This is a genomic window from Arenibacter antarcticus (assembly GCF_041320605.1).
GTDB classification, from domain to species: domain Bacteria; phylum Bacteroidota; class Bacteroidia; order Flavobacteriales; family Flavobacteriaceae; genus Arenibacter; species Arenibacter antarcticus.
This window is the reverse complement of the sequence record NZ_CP166679.1, coordinates 2,661,400-2,675,200: the sequence shown is the minus strand read 5'-3', so window position 1 is coordinate 2,675,200 and position 13,801 is coordinate 2,661,400. Positions and strand designations below refer to the sequence as shown.

13 protein-coding genes are annotated in these 13,801 nt (G+C 38.8%); 9 read left to right on the top strand and 4 right to left on the bottom strand.

The window, feature by feature from the left end; all coding sequences use genetic code 11:
* Positions 1-76 precede the first annotated feature (76 nt).
* The 6 genes from KCTC52924_RS10935 (at position 77) to KCTC52924_RS10910 (ending at position 5,982) form a co-directional block, all read left to right on the top strand.
* Entirely contained in the window at positions 77-835 is a 759-nt protein-coding gene (locus tag KCTC52924_RS10935) for an anti-sigma factor domain-containing protein (RefSeq protein WP_251809240.1), read from the top strand.
* A 76-nt stretch (positions 836-911) separates the two neighbouring features.
* Entirely contained in the window at positions 912-1,115 is a 204-nt protein-coding gene (locus tag KCTC52924_RS10930) for a membrane or secreted protein (protein ID WP_251809239.1), read from the top strand.
* 35 nt (positions 1,116-1,150) lie between these two features.
* Complete coding sequence (locus KCTC52924_RS10925) at positions 1,151-1,717, top strand: RNA polymerase sigma factor (RefSeq protein ID WP_370671459.1); 567 nt, start codon at positions 1,151-1,153, stop codon at positions 1,715-1,717.
* 79 nt (positions 1,718-1,796) lie between these two features.
* Positions 1,797-2,672, top strand: a complete 876-nt coding sequence (gene lipA / locus KCTC52924_RS10920) for a lipoyl synthase (protein WP_251809237.1) — start codon at positions 1,797-1,799, stop codon at positions 2,670-2,672.
* A 74-nt stretch (positions 2,673-2,746) separates the two neighbouring features.
* A complete protein-coding gene (gene gap / locus KCTC52924_RS10915) occupies positions 2,747-3,757 on the top strand; it encodes a type I glyceraldehyde-3-phosphate dehydrogenase (protein WP_251809236.1) in 1,011 nt (336 codons plus the stop codon).
* Positions 3,758-3,813: 56 nt separating this feature from the next.
* Positions 3,814-5,982: an ATP-binding protein gene (locus KCTC52924_RS10910; protein WP_251809235.1), complete on the top strand. Its 2,169-nt coding sequence runs from the start codon at positions 3,814-3,816 to the stop codon at positions 5,980-5,982.
* Between the two features lie 7 nt (positions 5,983-5,989).
* Here the strand turns inward: KCTC52924_RS10910 and lpxK are convergent, their stop codons facing one another.
* A complete protein-coding gene (gene lpxK, locus KCTC52924_RS10905; protein ID WP_251809234.1) occupies positions 5,990-6,976 on the bottom strand; it encodes a tetraacyldisaccharide 4'-kinase in 987 nt (328 codons plus the stop codon).
* Between the two features lie 49 nt (positions 6,977-7,025).
* Between lpxK and KCTC52924_RS10900 the strand changes: the two genes are divergently transcribed.
* Positions 7,026-8,120 carry a Nif3-like dinuclear metal center hexameric protein gene (locus KCTC52924_RS10900; protein ID WP_251809233.1) on the top strand — a complete coding sequence of 365 codons (1,095 nt, stop codon included), beginning with the start codon at positions 7,026-7,028 and terminating at the stop codon, positions 8,118-8,120.
* Positions 8,121-8,122: 2 nt separating this feature from the next.
* Positions 8,123-8,902 (top strand): zinc ribbon domain-containing protein, encoded by a 780-nt coding sequence (locus KCTC52924_RS10895; protein ID WP_251809232.1) that lies wholly within the window; start codon positions 8,123-8,125, stop codon positions 8,900-8,902.
* Positions 8,903-9,011: 109 nt separating this feature from the next.
* Here KCTC52924_RS10895 and KCTC52924_RS10890 read toward each other — a convergent pair whose 3' ends face one another.
* Both KCTC52924_RS10890 and KCTC52924_RS10885 read right to left on the bottom strand, forming a co-directional pair.
* Positions 9,012-10,370 (bottom strand): NAD(P)/FAD-dependent oxidoreductase, encoded by a 1,359-nt coding sequence (locus KCTC52924_RS10890; protein ID WP_251809231.1) that lies wholly within the window; start codon positions 10,368-10,370, stop codon positions 9,012-9,014.
* 360 nt (positions 10,371-10,730) lie between these two features.
* Positions 10,731-11,279 carry a ClpP family protease gene (locus tag KCTC52924_RS10885; protein ID WP_251809230.1) on the bottom strand — a complete coding sequence of 183 codons (549 nt, stop codon included), beginning with the start codon at positions 11,277-11,279 and terminating at the stop codon, positions 10,731-10,733.
* A 386-nt stretch (positions 11,280-11,665) separates the two neighbouring features.
* On the opposite strand from KCTC52924_RS10885, the gene KCTC52924_RS10880 reads away from it, so the two are divergent.
* Positions 11,666-12,349: a hypothetical protein gene (locus KCTC52924_RS10880; protein ID WP_251809229.1), complete on the top strand. Its 684-nt coding sequence runs from the start codon at positions 11,666-11,668 to the stop codon at positions 12,347-12,349.
* A gap of 12 nt (positions 12,350-12,361) precedes the next feature.
* On the opposite strand, the gene KCTC52924_RS10875 is transcribed toward KCTC52924_RS10880, so the two are convergent.
* A complete protein-coding gene (locus KCTC52924_RS10875; protein ID WP_251809228.1) occupies positions 12,362-13,510 on the bottom strand; it encodes an MFS transporter in 1,149 nt (382 codons plus the stop codon).
* Positions 13,511-13,801: the final 291 nt, after the last annotated feature.

Here is a 13,801-nt window from a genome sequence, read left to right as displayed (position 1 = left end):
GTAGATTAGATCATAGCCCCAAAAGCAGTACGCTCCACGGCATATTCAACCGAAAAGAGCTGTAAAATCCAAAGCCATGAAAGACAAAATAAAAATATTTTTAGATTCGGACCTAATAGAACAATACCTATTAGGTGCCACCTCACAAGAGGAGACATTGCAGGTAGAGCGCTATATTGCCCTCTATCCTGAAGTAAGAAAAACGTATATTGAACTTCAAGAAAACCTTGAGATCTATGCTAAAATGCACGCCGTTAAAACACCCGATGGTTTAAAGGATAAAATTTTAAACAAGGTGAAATCTGAGAACAAAGGGCTTAAAAAGTTTTATTTGTACGCCGTTGCTGCAAGTTTTACTGCCTTGATCTTTGCCGGGTCTTCCTATACCTTTTGGACTCAAAACCAAAACTTGCAGGAAGAAAATGTTATTGTCAACAATAAGATCCAAAATCTGGAAGAAAATATGCGGTTACAGTTGGAGGATGTGCGCAACCAGTTTATAGTGCTCCACAATCCAAAAACAAAACGGCTTACCGTAAAGGGGAACAACAAAGCAAAGGATCTAAAAGCGGTAGCCTATATAAATCCAGTAAAGAAACTATCCTATATCAATGTAAGTAAATTACCTAATTTACCTGAGAACCAATGTTACCAGATGTGGGCAGAGGTGAACGGGGAAATGTTAAATCTGGGTATAATACAGGAAGCCACCAATAGCGAAAAGTTAATGGCACTTCCGTACGGTGAAAATGCGATGGGATATATAACCATAGAGCCTACAGGCGGCAACAATTCCCCTACTGTAGAGAATATAGTAGCCAATATCCGATACTAGGTATTCCCAAAACTAATCCCAATCCTACTTGGAAGCTTAATAATTTCATATCTTTGCACAAACAAAATGCAAGGATATGAAATTATTATTTTTAACCATAGGCTTGTTGGCACTTGCCTTTGCAGGTATTGCATTAAAGATATGGTCCAAAAAGGATGGTAAATTTGCAGGAACCTGCGCAAGCCAAAGTCCATTTTTAAACAAAGATGGGGAAGCATGTGGTTATTGCGGAAAATTACCGACAGAACAGGACTGCAAAGAAGACAGTATTACCTCATAGAATACGTTTCTAAAACCCTTTGTTATCCCCTTATTTTGGAAAAGACCGAAGAACCGCTCCTTACCCTTATTGAAAAGGCTAAATTAGGCAACCAGATAGCCTTCAGCGCCTTGTTGAATTGTTTTTGGAACGACGTGTATGGGTTTCAATTGATTAGGACCAAGAATGAAAACGATGCCGAGGATATTACTATACAGACCTTTTCCAGGGCTTTTGACAAGATCCATACCTTTGACAGCTCCTACGAGTTTAAGACATGGTTAATCGCCATTTCTAAAAATTTACATGTAGACCTAATCCGAAAAAGCAAAAAAAACGTTCTTCAAAGTAGTGATGGCAGTAATAATGAAGCCATAAAAAAGGTGTTGGACGACGCCCCCTCCCCTGAAGACAGTCTTATTACGGAACAAAATTTAGTCGCCCTATTAGGCTATATAAAAAAACTTAAACCCCATTATCAGGAAGTTATAAATCTCAGGTATTTCCAGGAACTTACCTATGCCGAAATAGCGGAAAAAACAGGGGAGCCCATTAACAACGTAAAGGTTAAGCTTCTAAGGGCAAAAAAGCTGTTGGCAGAAATCATAAAAAATCAGAATTAGGAAGAGTGCTCTTTACCAGAAAACAGTCTTTTAAACCTACTTCATTTCGTATATTTGAACCAAAGCATATTAGCATATAATGAGCACAGAAACTATAGATAGCGTAATTCCTCCAAAAGGCAAGCCAAAATGGTTAAGAGTTAAATTACCCACAGGAAAAAAATACACCCAATTAAGGCAGTTGGTAGACAAATACAACCTTAATACTATTTGCACCTCTGGCAGTTGCCCCAATATGGGGGAATGTTGGGGAGAAGGCACCGCTACTTTCATGATTTTAGGGAATATCTGCACACGATCATGTGGGTTCTGCGGTGTAAAAACTGGCAGACCAGTGGACGTAGATTGGGAGGAACCAGAGAAAGTAGCAAGGTCTATTAAATTAATGGAGATCAAACATGCCGTGATTACCTCTGTGGATCGGGACGATTTAAAGGACATGGGATCTATCATCTGGGCAGAGACGGTTAAGGCCATTAGAAGGATGAACCCTACCACTACCCTAGAAACACTTATTCCGGATTTTCAGGGTATAGAAACCCATATAAACCGCGTGATAGCAGTTGGGCCAGAAGTTATTTCACACAATATGGAAACCGTTAAAAGGTTAACTAGAGAGGTCCGTATCCAAGCAAAATATGAGCGTAGTTTAGGAGTACTTGCCTATTTGAAGAAAAATGGGGCACACCGTACCAAATCTGGAATTATGTTGGGATTAGGAGAGATGGAGGACGAGGTCATCACAACCATGAAAGACCTTAGGGCCGCCGATGTGGATGTAGTTACAATAGGACAGTATCTACAGCCCTCCAAAAGACATTTACCGGTAAAGGAATTTATCTTGCCAGAGCAATTTAAGAAATATGAAGAAATTGGTTTGGAATTAGGATTTAGGCATGTAGAAAGTGGCGCATTGGTACGATCTTCGTACAAAGCCCACAAACATATCTTGTAGGTAGTCCCGACCGGTCAATTCTTTTAAAAGACGTTCTCCGTATTTGTTACGGTTAAAATGACTTACCAATTTATATGAAGCAGACAACTATTGGCATAAACGGTTTCGGCAGAATTGGTCGGACCTTATTTAGGCTTCTTGCCCAACAACCACACTTAAAGGTGGTTGCAGTAAACGATTTGGCCGATGCACCTACCTTGGCCCACTTATTAAAATACGATAGCATTCACGGGGTATTTCCCTTAGAGGTCACCCATAGTGAGAATTGTATTATAGTAAACGGCACAGAAGTGGCCCTATTAAACCATAACTCGCCAAAAGACATTCCTTGGGCCGATCATAAGGTAGATATAGTTGTGGAAGCAACTGGTAGATTTAAGGACAGCCTCATTTTAGAGCACCACCTAAAAAACGGGGCAAAAAAGGTAATCCTATCCGTACCACCTTCTGACGATGAAATTAAGATGGTAGTGTACGGGATCAACCACGAGACCTTGAATAAAACAGACCATATCATTTCTAATGCCTCTTGTACGACCAACAATGCGGCCCCGATGATAAAGGTGATCCAGGATCTCTGTGGGATAGAACAGGCGTATATCACCACCATTCATTCCTACACTAGCGACCAGAGCCTTCACGACCAACCCCACAAAGATTTAAGAAGAGCAAGAGCAGCTTCACAATCTATTATACCCACCACCACCGGTGCAGCCAAAGCCCTTACTAAAATATTCCCGGAACTTTCAAATGTGATAGGAGGCTGCGGAATTCGCGTTCCCGTCCCAAATGGATCTCTTACAGACATCACATTCAACGTAAAGAGAGCGACTAGTATAGAAGAAATTAACGATGCATTTTCGCGAATTTCGCAAAACCAACTTAAAAATATCTTATATTACACAAAAGACCCAATTGTTTCTATTGACATAAACAATAGTTCTTACTCCTGTACGTTTGACTCTTTGATGACTTCTGTTATTGGCAAAATGGTGAAAATCATAGGATGGTATGACAATGAGACCGGCTACAGTAGCAGAATTGTGGATTTAATTAATTACTTAACAGATAAAGAATACGTTTGAGGTCCTTTATATCCCATATAAAATTAAAAAAAGGCAGTATATACTACCTTTTAGCTATGATATTGGTATATAACTATGGGCAATCTCAAGAAAATACAGTTTCCGCTACAGATGTGGATGTGCTTTTTGAAAAAGCTAGGAATTATAGAAACCAAAATAAAATAGACCTAGCCCTTGAATACCTCAATGCGGCCATGGATATAGCCGCACGGGAAAAAAATAACAAGACACTTATAGATTGCTATCATCAATTTTCCATTATTTACCTAAAGTTAGATAGGGACGATACGGCAGAATTCTATTGGGACAGATCCAAATCCTTGTTAAAAGATATTTCCTACCCATATGGCAACGCCGTTCACAAATACATAGAAGCCATTATTGCTTTCCGTGGTGGAAAAAATTTCCTGGCCATTTCTATGCTGAACGAGGCCAAACAAATAAACAACGACCGAAATTTATTGAACAACATCTTGTTTATTGAAGGTAACATATTTTTAAAATTGGAGAAATTTTCAAGCGCCCAGAAAAACTTCAACTCGCTTATAGTAAATACGGATATTTATGAGCAGGCATACCTAACCACCAATTCCTACCTAAAGCTGGCGGAGCTACATTTAATTTCCACAACTTTGGAAGCAAGTATTTTAGATGCGGAGAGCGCATTAAAACTAGCAAAATCCAACGGATTTTATGCCGAAGAATTGAGGGCCTACGAAATACTTACAAATGCAAGCACCCAACTTGGCCAATATGAATCTGCTTTGACCTATAACAAGAATACCGTTAAAATAAAAGATTCTGTTTTCAATGTCGAAAAGATTATTGCCGAAAGTAAAACCGCCGACAAGATCCAGACTAATTTCATGAAGGATGAAATAGCACGACAAGAGGAAATAATCACTGAACTCAGTCAATCTAAAAGTAGATCAGAGATCACGGCAATACTAACCTCAGCTTTTTTAACCGTAATCTCTATCCTTGCAATTTCCCTTTATCGGAACAATCAAATTAAGTTGAGGACCAACGACCTGTTGCAGACCAAGAACAGTGAATTGCAAGTGGCACGCGATGCAGCGGTAAAGGCTATGGAAGCAAAGACCAACTTTCTATCTACCGTTAGCCATGAGCTTAGAACACCACTCTATGCGGTAACAGGATTAACCCACCTATTGTTGGAAGAAAATCCAAGCGCCAATCAAAAAGAGCATTTAAAATCCTTGAAATTCTCCGGAGATTATCTTTTAAATTTTATCAATGATATTTTACAGATTAATAAAATTGACGCAGAAAAACTGGAAGCGCTCAAGATCGATTTCAACCTTAAAAAAATACTTTCAGAGGTGATTTTTTCCTTACAACAAGGTGCTAAGACAAATAAAACAAAGATTGTTTTACAATATGATGATTCTATTCCGTCCCATTTATTGGGAGACCCTTTGAAATTATCACAGATATTCATCAATCTTATCGGAAATAGCATAAAATTCACTAAAAACGGCGAGGTGACCGTTATCACTAAACTGATCGAGAAAGTAAACGAAAATGTCAATATATATTGTGAAGTAAAAGATACTGGTATTGGCATCGAAAAAGAACGTCAGCAAACCATTTTTGACAGTTTTGAACAGGGATCCATTCAGATCAACAGGGAATATGGGGGTAGTGGATTGGGACTTACTATTGTTAAAAGTCTATTAAGTCTTTTTGGAAGTAAAATTGGGCTAAAAAGTGAATTGGGCATGGGGAGTTCTTTCTTCTTTAATTTGGAATTAAAAAGCAAGAGCGACCTTGTTGAGTACATTACTTACGAAACACCTGCCCAGACCTACGACTTTACCGGGTTACACCTTTTGGTGGTAGAGGATAACAAAATTAACCAGGTAATTACCAAGAAGATGTTAGACAAAAAGAAAATTACCTGTGACATTGCTAATAATGGCCTTGAAGCCGTGGCCATGGTACGTAAAACCCATTACGACGGAATCCTTATGGATATCCATATGCCCGGAATTAGCGGTGAGGAAGCGACCATAGAAATAAGAAAATTCAACAGATTGGTACCGATTATTGCACTCACCGCCATTTCATTGGATGACAGTTTGGAAAGTTTCTACGCTGCAGGTTGTAACGATGTGGTGACCAAACCTTTTAAGCCAGAAGTTTTTTACCGAAAAATAGGGGAAAATATTTTCGATATAAAGAAACCCAAAACTACGGCTTAGTCCTCCATTACACTAAGTCTCCCATAAGCACTTCCTTTCCATTGCCCAAGAACACATGCTTGATCCCTACAAAATACAACTGTTCAATTTTCCCAGACAACCGTACGAAGTCTTTCTCCGTAGTAAGGATAAGCTCCTTTTTACTGAATATATCAATCTCCTTTTTGCTGAAAAAATGATGATCCGAATACGACAAATGTTCCAACTCCAATCCGCTTTCCAGCAAATAATTCACCAAGGGTGAGGGATCGGCAATCCCAGTCACCAAGGTTATTTTTTTATTCTTCAGTTCCTCCAAGGTTAGTTGCATGGGACCTCCCTTTAGAGCGGTGTCATATTCCAAATAACTAAACAACACCTTTTGCCTACTTTTAGGCTTTAACTTTACACAAATGTCTTTTTGCTCTGCATCGGATATATTTCTTGGACATTTGGTAACAACAATTATATTGGCACGCTTGGCCTCTCCCTTACTATCACGGAGATTTCCAGTAGGCAAATACCAGTCGTCCACATATAATTGACCATAAGCGGTTAGCAAAATATAATGTTCACACCTCACTTTTCTATGTTGAAAGGCATCGTCCAACAAAATAACATCGGGAGCCACAGCATTTTCTAAGGCCACTATTCCATGTTGCCTATCCACATCAACGGCTACGGAAATTTTCGGGAATTTTGTAGAGATCTGATAAGGCTCATCCCCCAATTCCTCTACCTTAACCTGCGGCCCTGCCAATATAAATCCTTTAGATTTTCTTCCATAACCCCTACTTAAGACCGCTATCTTTTTTGAATCCATTAAATTGGAAATTAAAAATTCGATCATAGGGGTTTTCCCGGTACCGCCCACACTTAGATTGCCTACACAGATCGTCTTGGTAGCGAACGACTTGCCTCCCAATATTTTATGATCATATAGAAAGTTTCGCAAATACACAATGAATGCGTAAATCAATGATAGGGGAAAAACTAATTTTCGTAGTAGCTGCATTAGAACGAAAATATAATATTTTATCTTTGGAAGACCATAAAATTATAAAATGATTATAAAAGAAGTTTTAGACATCCTGGAAGAGCTGGCCCCTTTAGGTTACGCCGAAGATTTTGACAATGTTGGGCTTTTGGTAGGAGAAGCTAATACCCCTGTAACCGGAATCCTAGTAACCTTAGATACCTTGGAGAACGTTGTAGACGAAGCCATAAATAAAAACTGCAACTTAATAGTAAGCTTCCATCCCATTATTTTTAGTGGGCTTAAAAAGATTACGGGCGCTAACTATGTAGAGCGTGTAGTTCTAAAAGCAATACGTCACGGTATAGCGATCTACAGTATGCATACCGCTTTGGACAACAGCAACAAAGGGGTAAATGCTAAAATTTGTGAAATTTTAGAATTAAAGCAAGCGCGTATTTTGATCCCTAAACAAGGCACTATCAAAAAATTGAGCACCTATATTCCCCAAGCCAACGCAGAACAGCTCAGGGTAGCGCTTTACGCGGCCGGTGCAGGACATATTGGCAATTATAGCAATTGCAGTTTTTCCGTGGAAGGTACAGGGAGCTATAAAGCCAACCCGGATGCCAATCCCCATTTGGGAAAAATTGGTGAGACCCACTATGAGCAGGAAACCCAAATAAATATAACCTACACCAAATCGAATGAAGCCAAAATATTAGCTGCTCTTTTTAACAATCACCCCTATGAAGAGGTAGCCTATGAGATCCAAACCTTGGATAATTATAATCAACATATTGGCATGGGAATGTATGGGAATTTGGAGAAACCACTCACCGAGGAAGTTTTTTTCGACATTATTAAGGAAAAAATGAATGTAAGCTGTATTCGCCACTCTCAATTTTCAGGAAAAAAAATCAGTAAAGTTGCAGTATTGGGAGGAAGTGGCTCTTTTGCCATATCTGCCGCAAAGGCCGTAAATGCTGATGTTTTCATCACTTCTGATCTGAAATATCACCAATTTTATGAAGCTGAAGGCAAAATTCTTTTGGCAGATATTGGCCACTATGAAACTGAGCAGTTTACAAAAAATCTCATAGTTGACTATCTTACGAAAAAAATTCCTAATTTTGCAGTCTCTTTATCGGAGAGTTTAACAAATCCCATCAAGTATTTTTAAATATGGCAACAAAGACAGAAGCAACAGTAGAAGAAAAGTTAAGAGCGTTATATGATTTGCAATTAATAGATTCTAGAGTTGATGAGATTAGAAATGTAAGGGGCGAATTGCCTCTTGAAGTAGAAGATTTGGAAGATGAGGTGCTTGGCCTTAAAACAAGATTGGATAAGCTTAAGACTGATGTTGAAACCATCAACTACGAAATAACTGCCAAAAAGAACCTTATTGACGAAGCTAAAGTATTGATGAAAAAATATGCTGAGCAACAAAAAAACGTTCGTAACAGCAGGGAATTTAACTCTCTTTCGAAAGAGGTAGAGTTTCAGGAGCTAGAAATACAATTGGCTGAAAAAAACATAAAGGAATTTAAGTTACAGATAGAGCAGAAGAAACTTGTTGTATCCACTACAAAAGAACGTTTAAGCGAAAGGGATGCCCATCTAAAGCATAAGAAGAGTGAGTTGAGTGCTATTTTAGCCGAAACTGAAAAGGAAGAGAAAGCACTTTTGACGAAATCGGAAGAGTATCAAACCCAAATAGAAGAGCGTTTGGTTAAAGCATATAAGCGAATCAGAAATAATGTAAAAAACGGCTTGGCAGTAGTTCCTATCGAAAGAGGTGCTTCTGGAGGGTCTTTCTTTACTATCCCACCACAGGTTCAGGTAGAAATTGCTTCTCGCAAAAAAATTATCACCGACGAGCACAGTGGAAGAATTTTAATAGATCCTGTTTTGGCTGAAGAGCAACAGGAGAAAATGAGAAAATTGTTCTCAAAACTGTAATAGCAAAAAAATTGAGGTAACATTCAAAGGCCATCTTTAACGAGATGGCCTTTTTTTGGTTTTATAAGAAGTTTAAGGCTCGTAGAAATCTCATCAACCTACATAATACTTATAGACTTTTTGATTTGGATATAAGCTCCAATATTTTTTGCTCTACCTCTTCGCTTTCCCAGACCTCTTCTATATTGGGGGTTCTCATAATCTGCGCCATTACTTCTTCTTGGGCATCGCCATAGGCCAAGGCTTCTACATAAGATCGTTCTGAAAAAGTTACCCTAGAATATACCGGAATCCATTTCTCGGGATGTTTTTGAGAGAATCGCTTTTCTATCTTCTTTTGCAAAATAAACCTGGGATCTGCGGTCATACTGCTCATTTCCATGAAATTGCGATAACTGAGCTCGGCAATAGCATCCGCATTGGGCTTGCGTTCCGTTTGATATTCCTTGAAAATACTCAACCAGTCATCCCCGTATTGGCCTATGATCTTGTTTAGGGCATATATGTCCTCAAAGCCAGCATTCATACCCTGTCCGTAAAATGGCACAACAGCATGCGCAGAATCACCCACTAAGGCCACCTTATCCATATAGGTCCATGGATAGCATTTCATGGTTACTAAGGCAGAGGTAGGATTTTTTAAAAAGTCTGAAGACAAATCTTCTATTGCTTGGGAAACACTGGGGAAATAGCTATTAAAAAACTTTTTCACCTCCTCCTTGGTCCTTAGTTTTTCAAATGAGATATCCCCTTCAAAGGGCAGAAAAAGCGTACAGGTAAAACTACCGTCTAGGTTGGGCATAGCTATGAACATAAACTTTCCTCTAGGCCAAATATGAAAAGAATATTTATCCAATTTATGCGTACCGTCCTCATTTGCAGGTATGGTAAGCTCCTTGTATCCCACATCTATAAAATCTTGGGAATAATCAAACCTACTTCTTCGTTGCATTTTATGGCGAACCCTAGAAAAGGCACCATCACATCCAAATACAATATCGTAGGCATACTCTTCCCATCTTCCTTTTTCCGTTGCACCGGTATAAATTTTCGCCTCCACCAGATCTACGTCCCATACTTTTTCCTCAAAGCGAAAAACAGCACCTTCAGCTTCCGCTAGATCGATCATTTTTCTATTTAACACCCCACGAGATATAGACCAAATAGCTTCCTTTTCCTTGCCGTATTTTTGATAGTATTCTGGCTGCCCCACAAGGTGGATGGCACGTTTATCCATGGGGATTCCCAATTCCTTTATATGATCTTCGATCCCCACTTCCCGCAATGCCTTCCAGCCTCGGTTGCTCATCGCCAAGTTTATAGACCGGCCAGAAAATTCAACATTTCTGATATCCCGTCGTCTGTCATAAACCGTTATATGATGTCCTAATTTCCTAAGATATATTGCCAATAAAGAACCTACTAATCCAGAACCGATAATTGCAATATTTTTCGGAGTTTGTGTCATACATTTTAAATAAAGGGGAATAGTAATGGTTAAAAGAATAAAAATAGTAAAATAAAGTCAAATAGTGCCGCATTGACGACCATTAGCTGGGTTGATTACCACCCTGTAGACCGACTAAAGTGACAATTCAACCATAAATAAATTATCTGCTAGCACAATTTATCATCGCATTTACCCTGTAATCAGAAGTATAGGGTGCTTTTTTCAACAATCCTTCAATCTAAGACATCCAAAACTAATACTAGTCTCGTATATATTGTACATTCCGCTTCGGCGTCTATATATATAAAAAAGTCCTTCGCATTAAGTTTGCGAAGGACTTTTACCTTTTATAAAAAGAAAGAAAATAATTATCTGCCTTTATTCCAAAATGCCATCTACAATTCCGTAGGCAATGGACTCTTCTGCATTCAACCAAAAATCACGGTCAAAGTCTTTCATCACCTTGTCAAAATCTTGACCACAATTTTCCGCCAATATCCTAGCACTCAACTCTCTTGTCTTTATGATTTCCTTGGCCTGAATTTCAATATTTGATGCCTGTCCCCTAGCGCCTCCACTAGGCTGATGGATCATCACCTGCGCATGTGGCTGAATAAACCGTCTCCCCTTCTTTCCTACGGATAACAATATAGAACCCATAGAAGCTGCCAAACCGGAACAGATTGTAGACACAGGACTTTTCAATGATTTAATAGTGTCGTAAATCGCAAATCCTGAGGTAACATATCCGCCTGGACTATTAATATACAACTGTATTTCTTTATTGTTCTGCATATCCAAATACAACAATCGGTCAATTACATGTTTAGCAGAATCATCATCTACCATCCCCCATAAAAACACCTTTCTCTCCTCAAGTAATTTCTCGTCGATTGCTTCTTGTATCTTACCTTTTTTTGAACCCATTTTTAAATTTCTTGTTAAGTCTCAAAAATAATCAATTTATTACAAATTACAGAAGCTAAATTATCCAACCCACTCCAAACCACCTATAAAATAACGTTAAATAGTGTTTCCAAAGGAGTTGTAGGAATATTGAAGGAAGAGAAATGCCCTAATAAACGTTTTCTAGACATTCCCCCTAAATAATAATAATAATAATAATAATAAGGATTGTATCATTTTTCAGGTTTAGACACAACATAACGAATTCATCTCCATACAAGTTGCTCAAAACCTATTACCTTTGAAAAAAATAGACCATGAAATGAGCATGACCGAAAACTGCTCGCAAATACGAATGAAGATATGCGAATCGCATATGACCATTAAAAAGCAATAAATATCTCCATATGAAAAAATCAATATTAATTGCCATAAGTTTCGCATGTTTCTTCAGCTGTAAGGAGACTAAAAAAGAAACCCCCTCAGAACAACAAATAGAGTTATCCATCATGGATAAGGTGGCTAGTGCCCATGGCTTTAATAATTTTAAGAACGTAAAGGAAATGGAATTTACCTTTAACGTAGACCGAGACACTTCCCATTTTCAGCGCAGCTGGACCTGGAATACGGTTACCCACCAAGTGGAGACCTTTAGCAACGATGAAAGAATCTCATATAACCGTAAAAACCTAGACAGCACTACAACAACGATCAACTCTGGATTTATCAATGATAAGTATTGGTTATTAGCCCCTTTCAACCTTGTATGGGACAAGGACAATATTACTTATGACCATCAAATAGACATCCATGCACCAATCAGCAACACCCCTATGCAACGGCTAACCATTGTTTATGGAAGTGAAGGCGGCTATACTCCCGGAGATGCCTATGATTTTTATTTTGGATCCGATTTTATAATTAGGGAATGGGTGTACAGACGCGGGAATCAAAAGGAAGCCTCTATGAGTACTACTTGGGAAAATTACGTGGATATAAACGGATTAAAAATAGCGGAAATGCATCAAAATGAAGATGGTTCTTTTAAACTGTACTTCACCGATCTAAAAGTTACCTCTAAAACCCCATAATTAGCAGGGTGGTTACCTTCCTTTACGATGCAAGCCATACGTTGCCGCCAATACCAATGCGGAACATATCAACAAAATAGTAAAGGTGTGGTTTAGGGAGTATTCCTCTGCCACAAAACCCAATACCACAGGACCTAGTAGGAACCCGGAATATCCGGTCCCTGCTATAAACGAAACCCCTTTTGCTGAATCTATACCCTTTACCGTGCCTCCGATCCTAAAAAGTTCTGGAATAATAACGGAAAAACCTAGGCCTACTAGAGCAAACCCTGTGATGGCCATATAAATATGTGTCGTAAGCACCAAAAGGTAGCCGATCATGGAAATACCAGCCCCAAAGGCCACAATTTTAATGGGGCCAATGCTCGCACTAATACCATCGCCCAAGAATCTGCCCAAGGTCATCATAACGGAAAATGCTAAAAACCCTGTACCTATAAGTGCTTCTGGGGCCATACTAACTTCCTGTAAATACAGGCCACTCCAATCTACAATAGCGCCTTCTCCCCCCATCACCATAAAAGATACCAAACCCAAAACGAGTAAGGGCTTAAAAAGCTTAAAACTAAAGACTTCTCTCTCTATTGGAGCCGCAACAATATTCTTAAAATTTTTATAGAAAAATAGATTCACGACCAGCACAAGTAATACGGCATATAGCATGTGCAAGGCAGGATTATTGATCCATAGAATAAGAAAACTGCCCAAACCAGCGAGTACCCCGCCCAAACTAAAAAAACCGTGGGAGGCCGACATAAAGTTTTTACTATCTTCTTTTTCTATTTCAGTAACCAAGGTATTCATTGCGATATCCGTTAAACCATTACTGGCACCAAACAAAAAAAGTGCCGCCATAAGGGTATAGTAATTTGGAGCGAGCAAAGGCAATAATGCAGTTAAACAGCTAAAAAGCACCCCGTACCAGGTAGCTTTCCCCACCCCTAGCCAGTCTATGATTCGCGATGCTATTGGAAATATAATAAAGACCCCTAAAGCCATAAAAAAGATGGCCACCCCAAGATCTGCCTTGTCTATATTTAGTTTGTCCTTTACGGTAGGGATATAAATAGCCCAAGTACCAAATAAGATGTTAATACTAGCAAATACCCAAGAAGGGCCAAAATATCTTGGATTGGAAAGAATTAAACGCAATGATTTCATTAATACCTTATTGTTACTGATTATAAACTGTTGAAATGTATGAAATTTTATAGTGAATGGTAATATAAAATAAGAACAAATCGAATGTCCAATATTCACTAATTATTAGAGCATTGGATATGGACTACTAGTGAAATTTAAGCTCAGCCTGCCTTCGGTAGGCAAACTCAATCACCGACTCAGGAATTAATAGGAGGTAGAGTCACTTTCCCTAAACGGGCTCAACCGAGTTTTTCAATGCTCGATTCTCAACAATACTCAATTCTCACCTCTCAATTTCTCACATCTCAA

Excerpts from the sequence above, each read along its gene's own strand:
- KCTC52924_RS10880 (WP_251809229.1), top strand. The coding sequence starts at position 11,666 with ATGAAAAAATCAATATTAATTGCCATAAGTTTCGCATGTTTCTTCAGC.
- KCTC52924_RS10890 (WP_251809231.1), bottom strand. The coding sequence starts at position 10,370 with ATGACACAAACTCCGAAAAATATTGCAATTATCGGTTCTGGATTAGTA.
- KCTC52924_RS10935 (WP_251809240.1), top strand. The coding sequence starts at position 77 with ATGAAAGACAAAATAAAAATATTTTTAGATTCGGACCTAATAGAACAA.
- KCTC52924_RS10900 (WP_251809233.1), top strand. The coding sequence starts at position 7,026 with ATGATTATAAAAGAAGTTTTAGACATCCTGGAAGAGCTGGCCCCTTTA.
- lpxK (WP_251809234.1), bottom strand. The coding sequence starts at position 6,976 with ATGCAGCTACTACGAAAATTAGTTTTTCCCCTATCATTGATTTACGCA.
- KCTC52924_RS10895 (WP_251809232.1), top strand. The coding sequence starts at position 8,123 with ATGGCAACAAAGACAGAAGCAACAGTAGAAGAAAAGTTAAGAGCGTTA.
- KCTC52924_RS10885 (WP_251809230.1), bottom strand. The coding sequence starts at position 11,279 with ATGGGTTCAAAAAAAGGTAAGATACAAGAAGCAATCGACGAGAAATTA.
- KCTC52924_RS10930 (WP_251809239.1), top strand. The coding sequence starts at position 912 with ATGAAATTATTATTTTTAACCATAGGCTTGTTGGCACTTGCCTTTGCA.
- lipA (WP_251809237.1), top strand. The coding sequence starts at position 1,797 with ATGAGCACAGAAACTATAGATAGCGTAATTCCTCCAAAAGGCAAGCCA.
- KCTC52924_RS10875 (WP_251809228.1), bottom strand. The coding sequence starts at position 13,510 with ATGAAATCATTGCGTTTAATTCTTTCCAATCCAAGATATTTTGGCCCT.
- KCTC52924_RS10910 (WP_251809235.1), top strand. The coding sequence starts at position 3,814 with ATGATATTGGTATATAACTATGGGCAATCTCAAGAAAATACAGTTTCC.
- gap (WP_251809236.1), top strand. The coding sequence starts at position 2,747 with ATGAAGCAGACAACTATTGGCATAAACGGTTTCGGCAGAATTGGTCGG.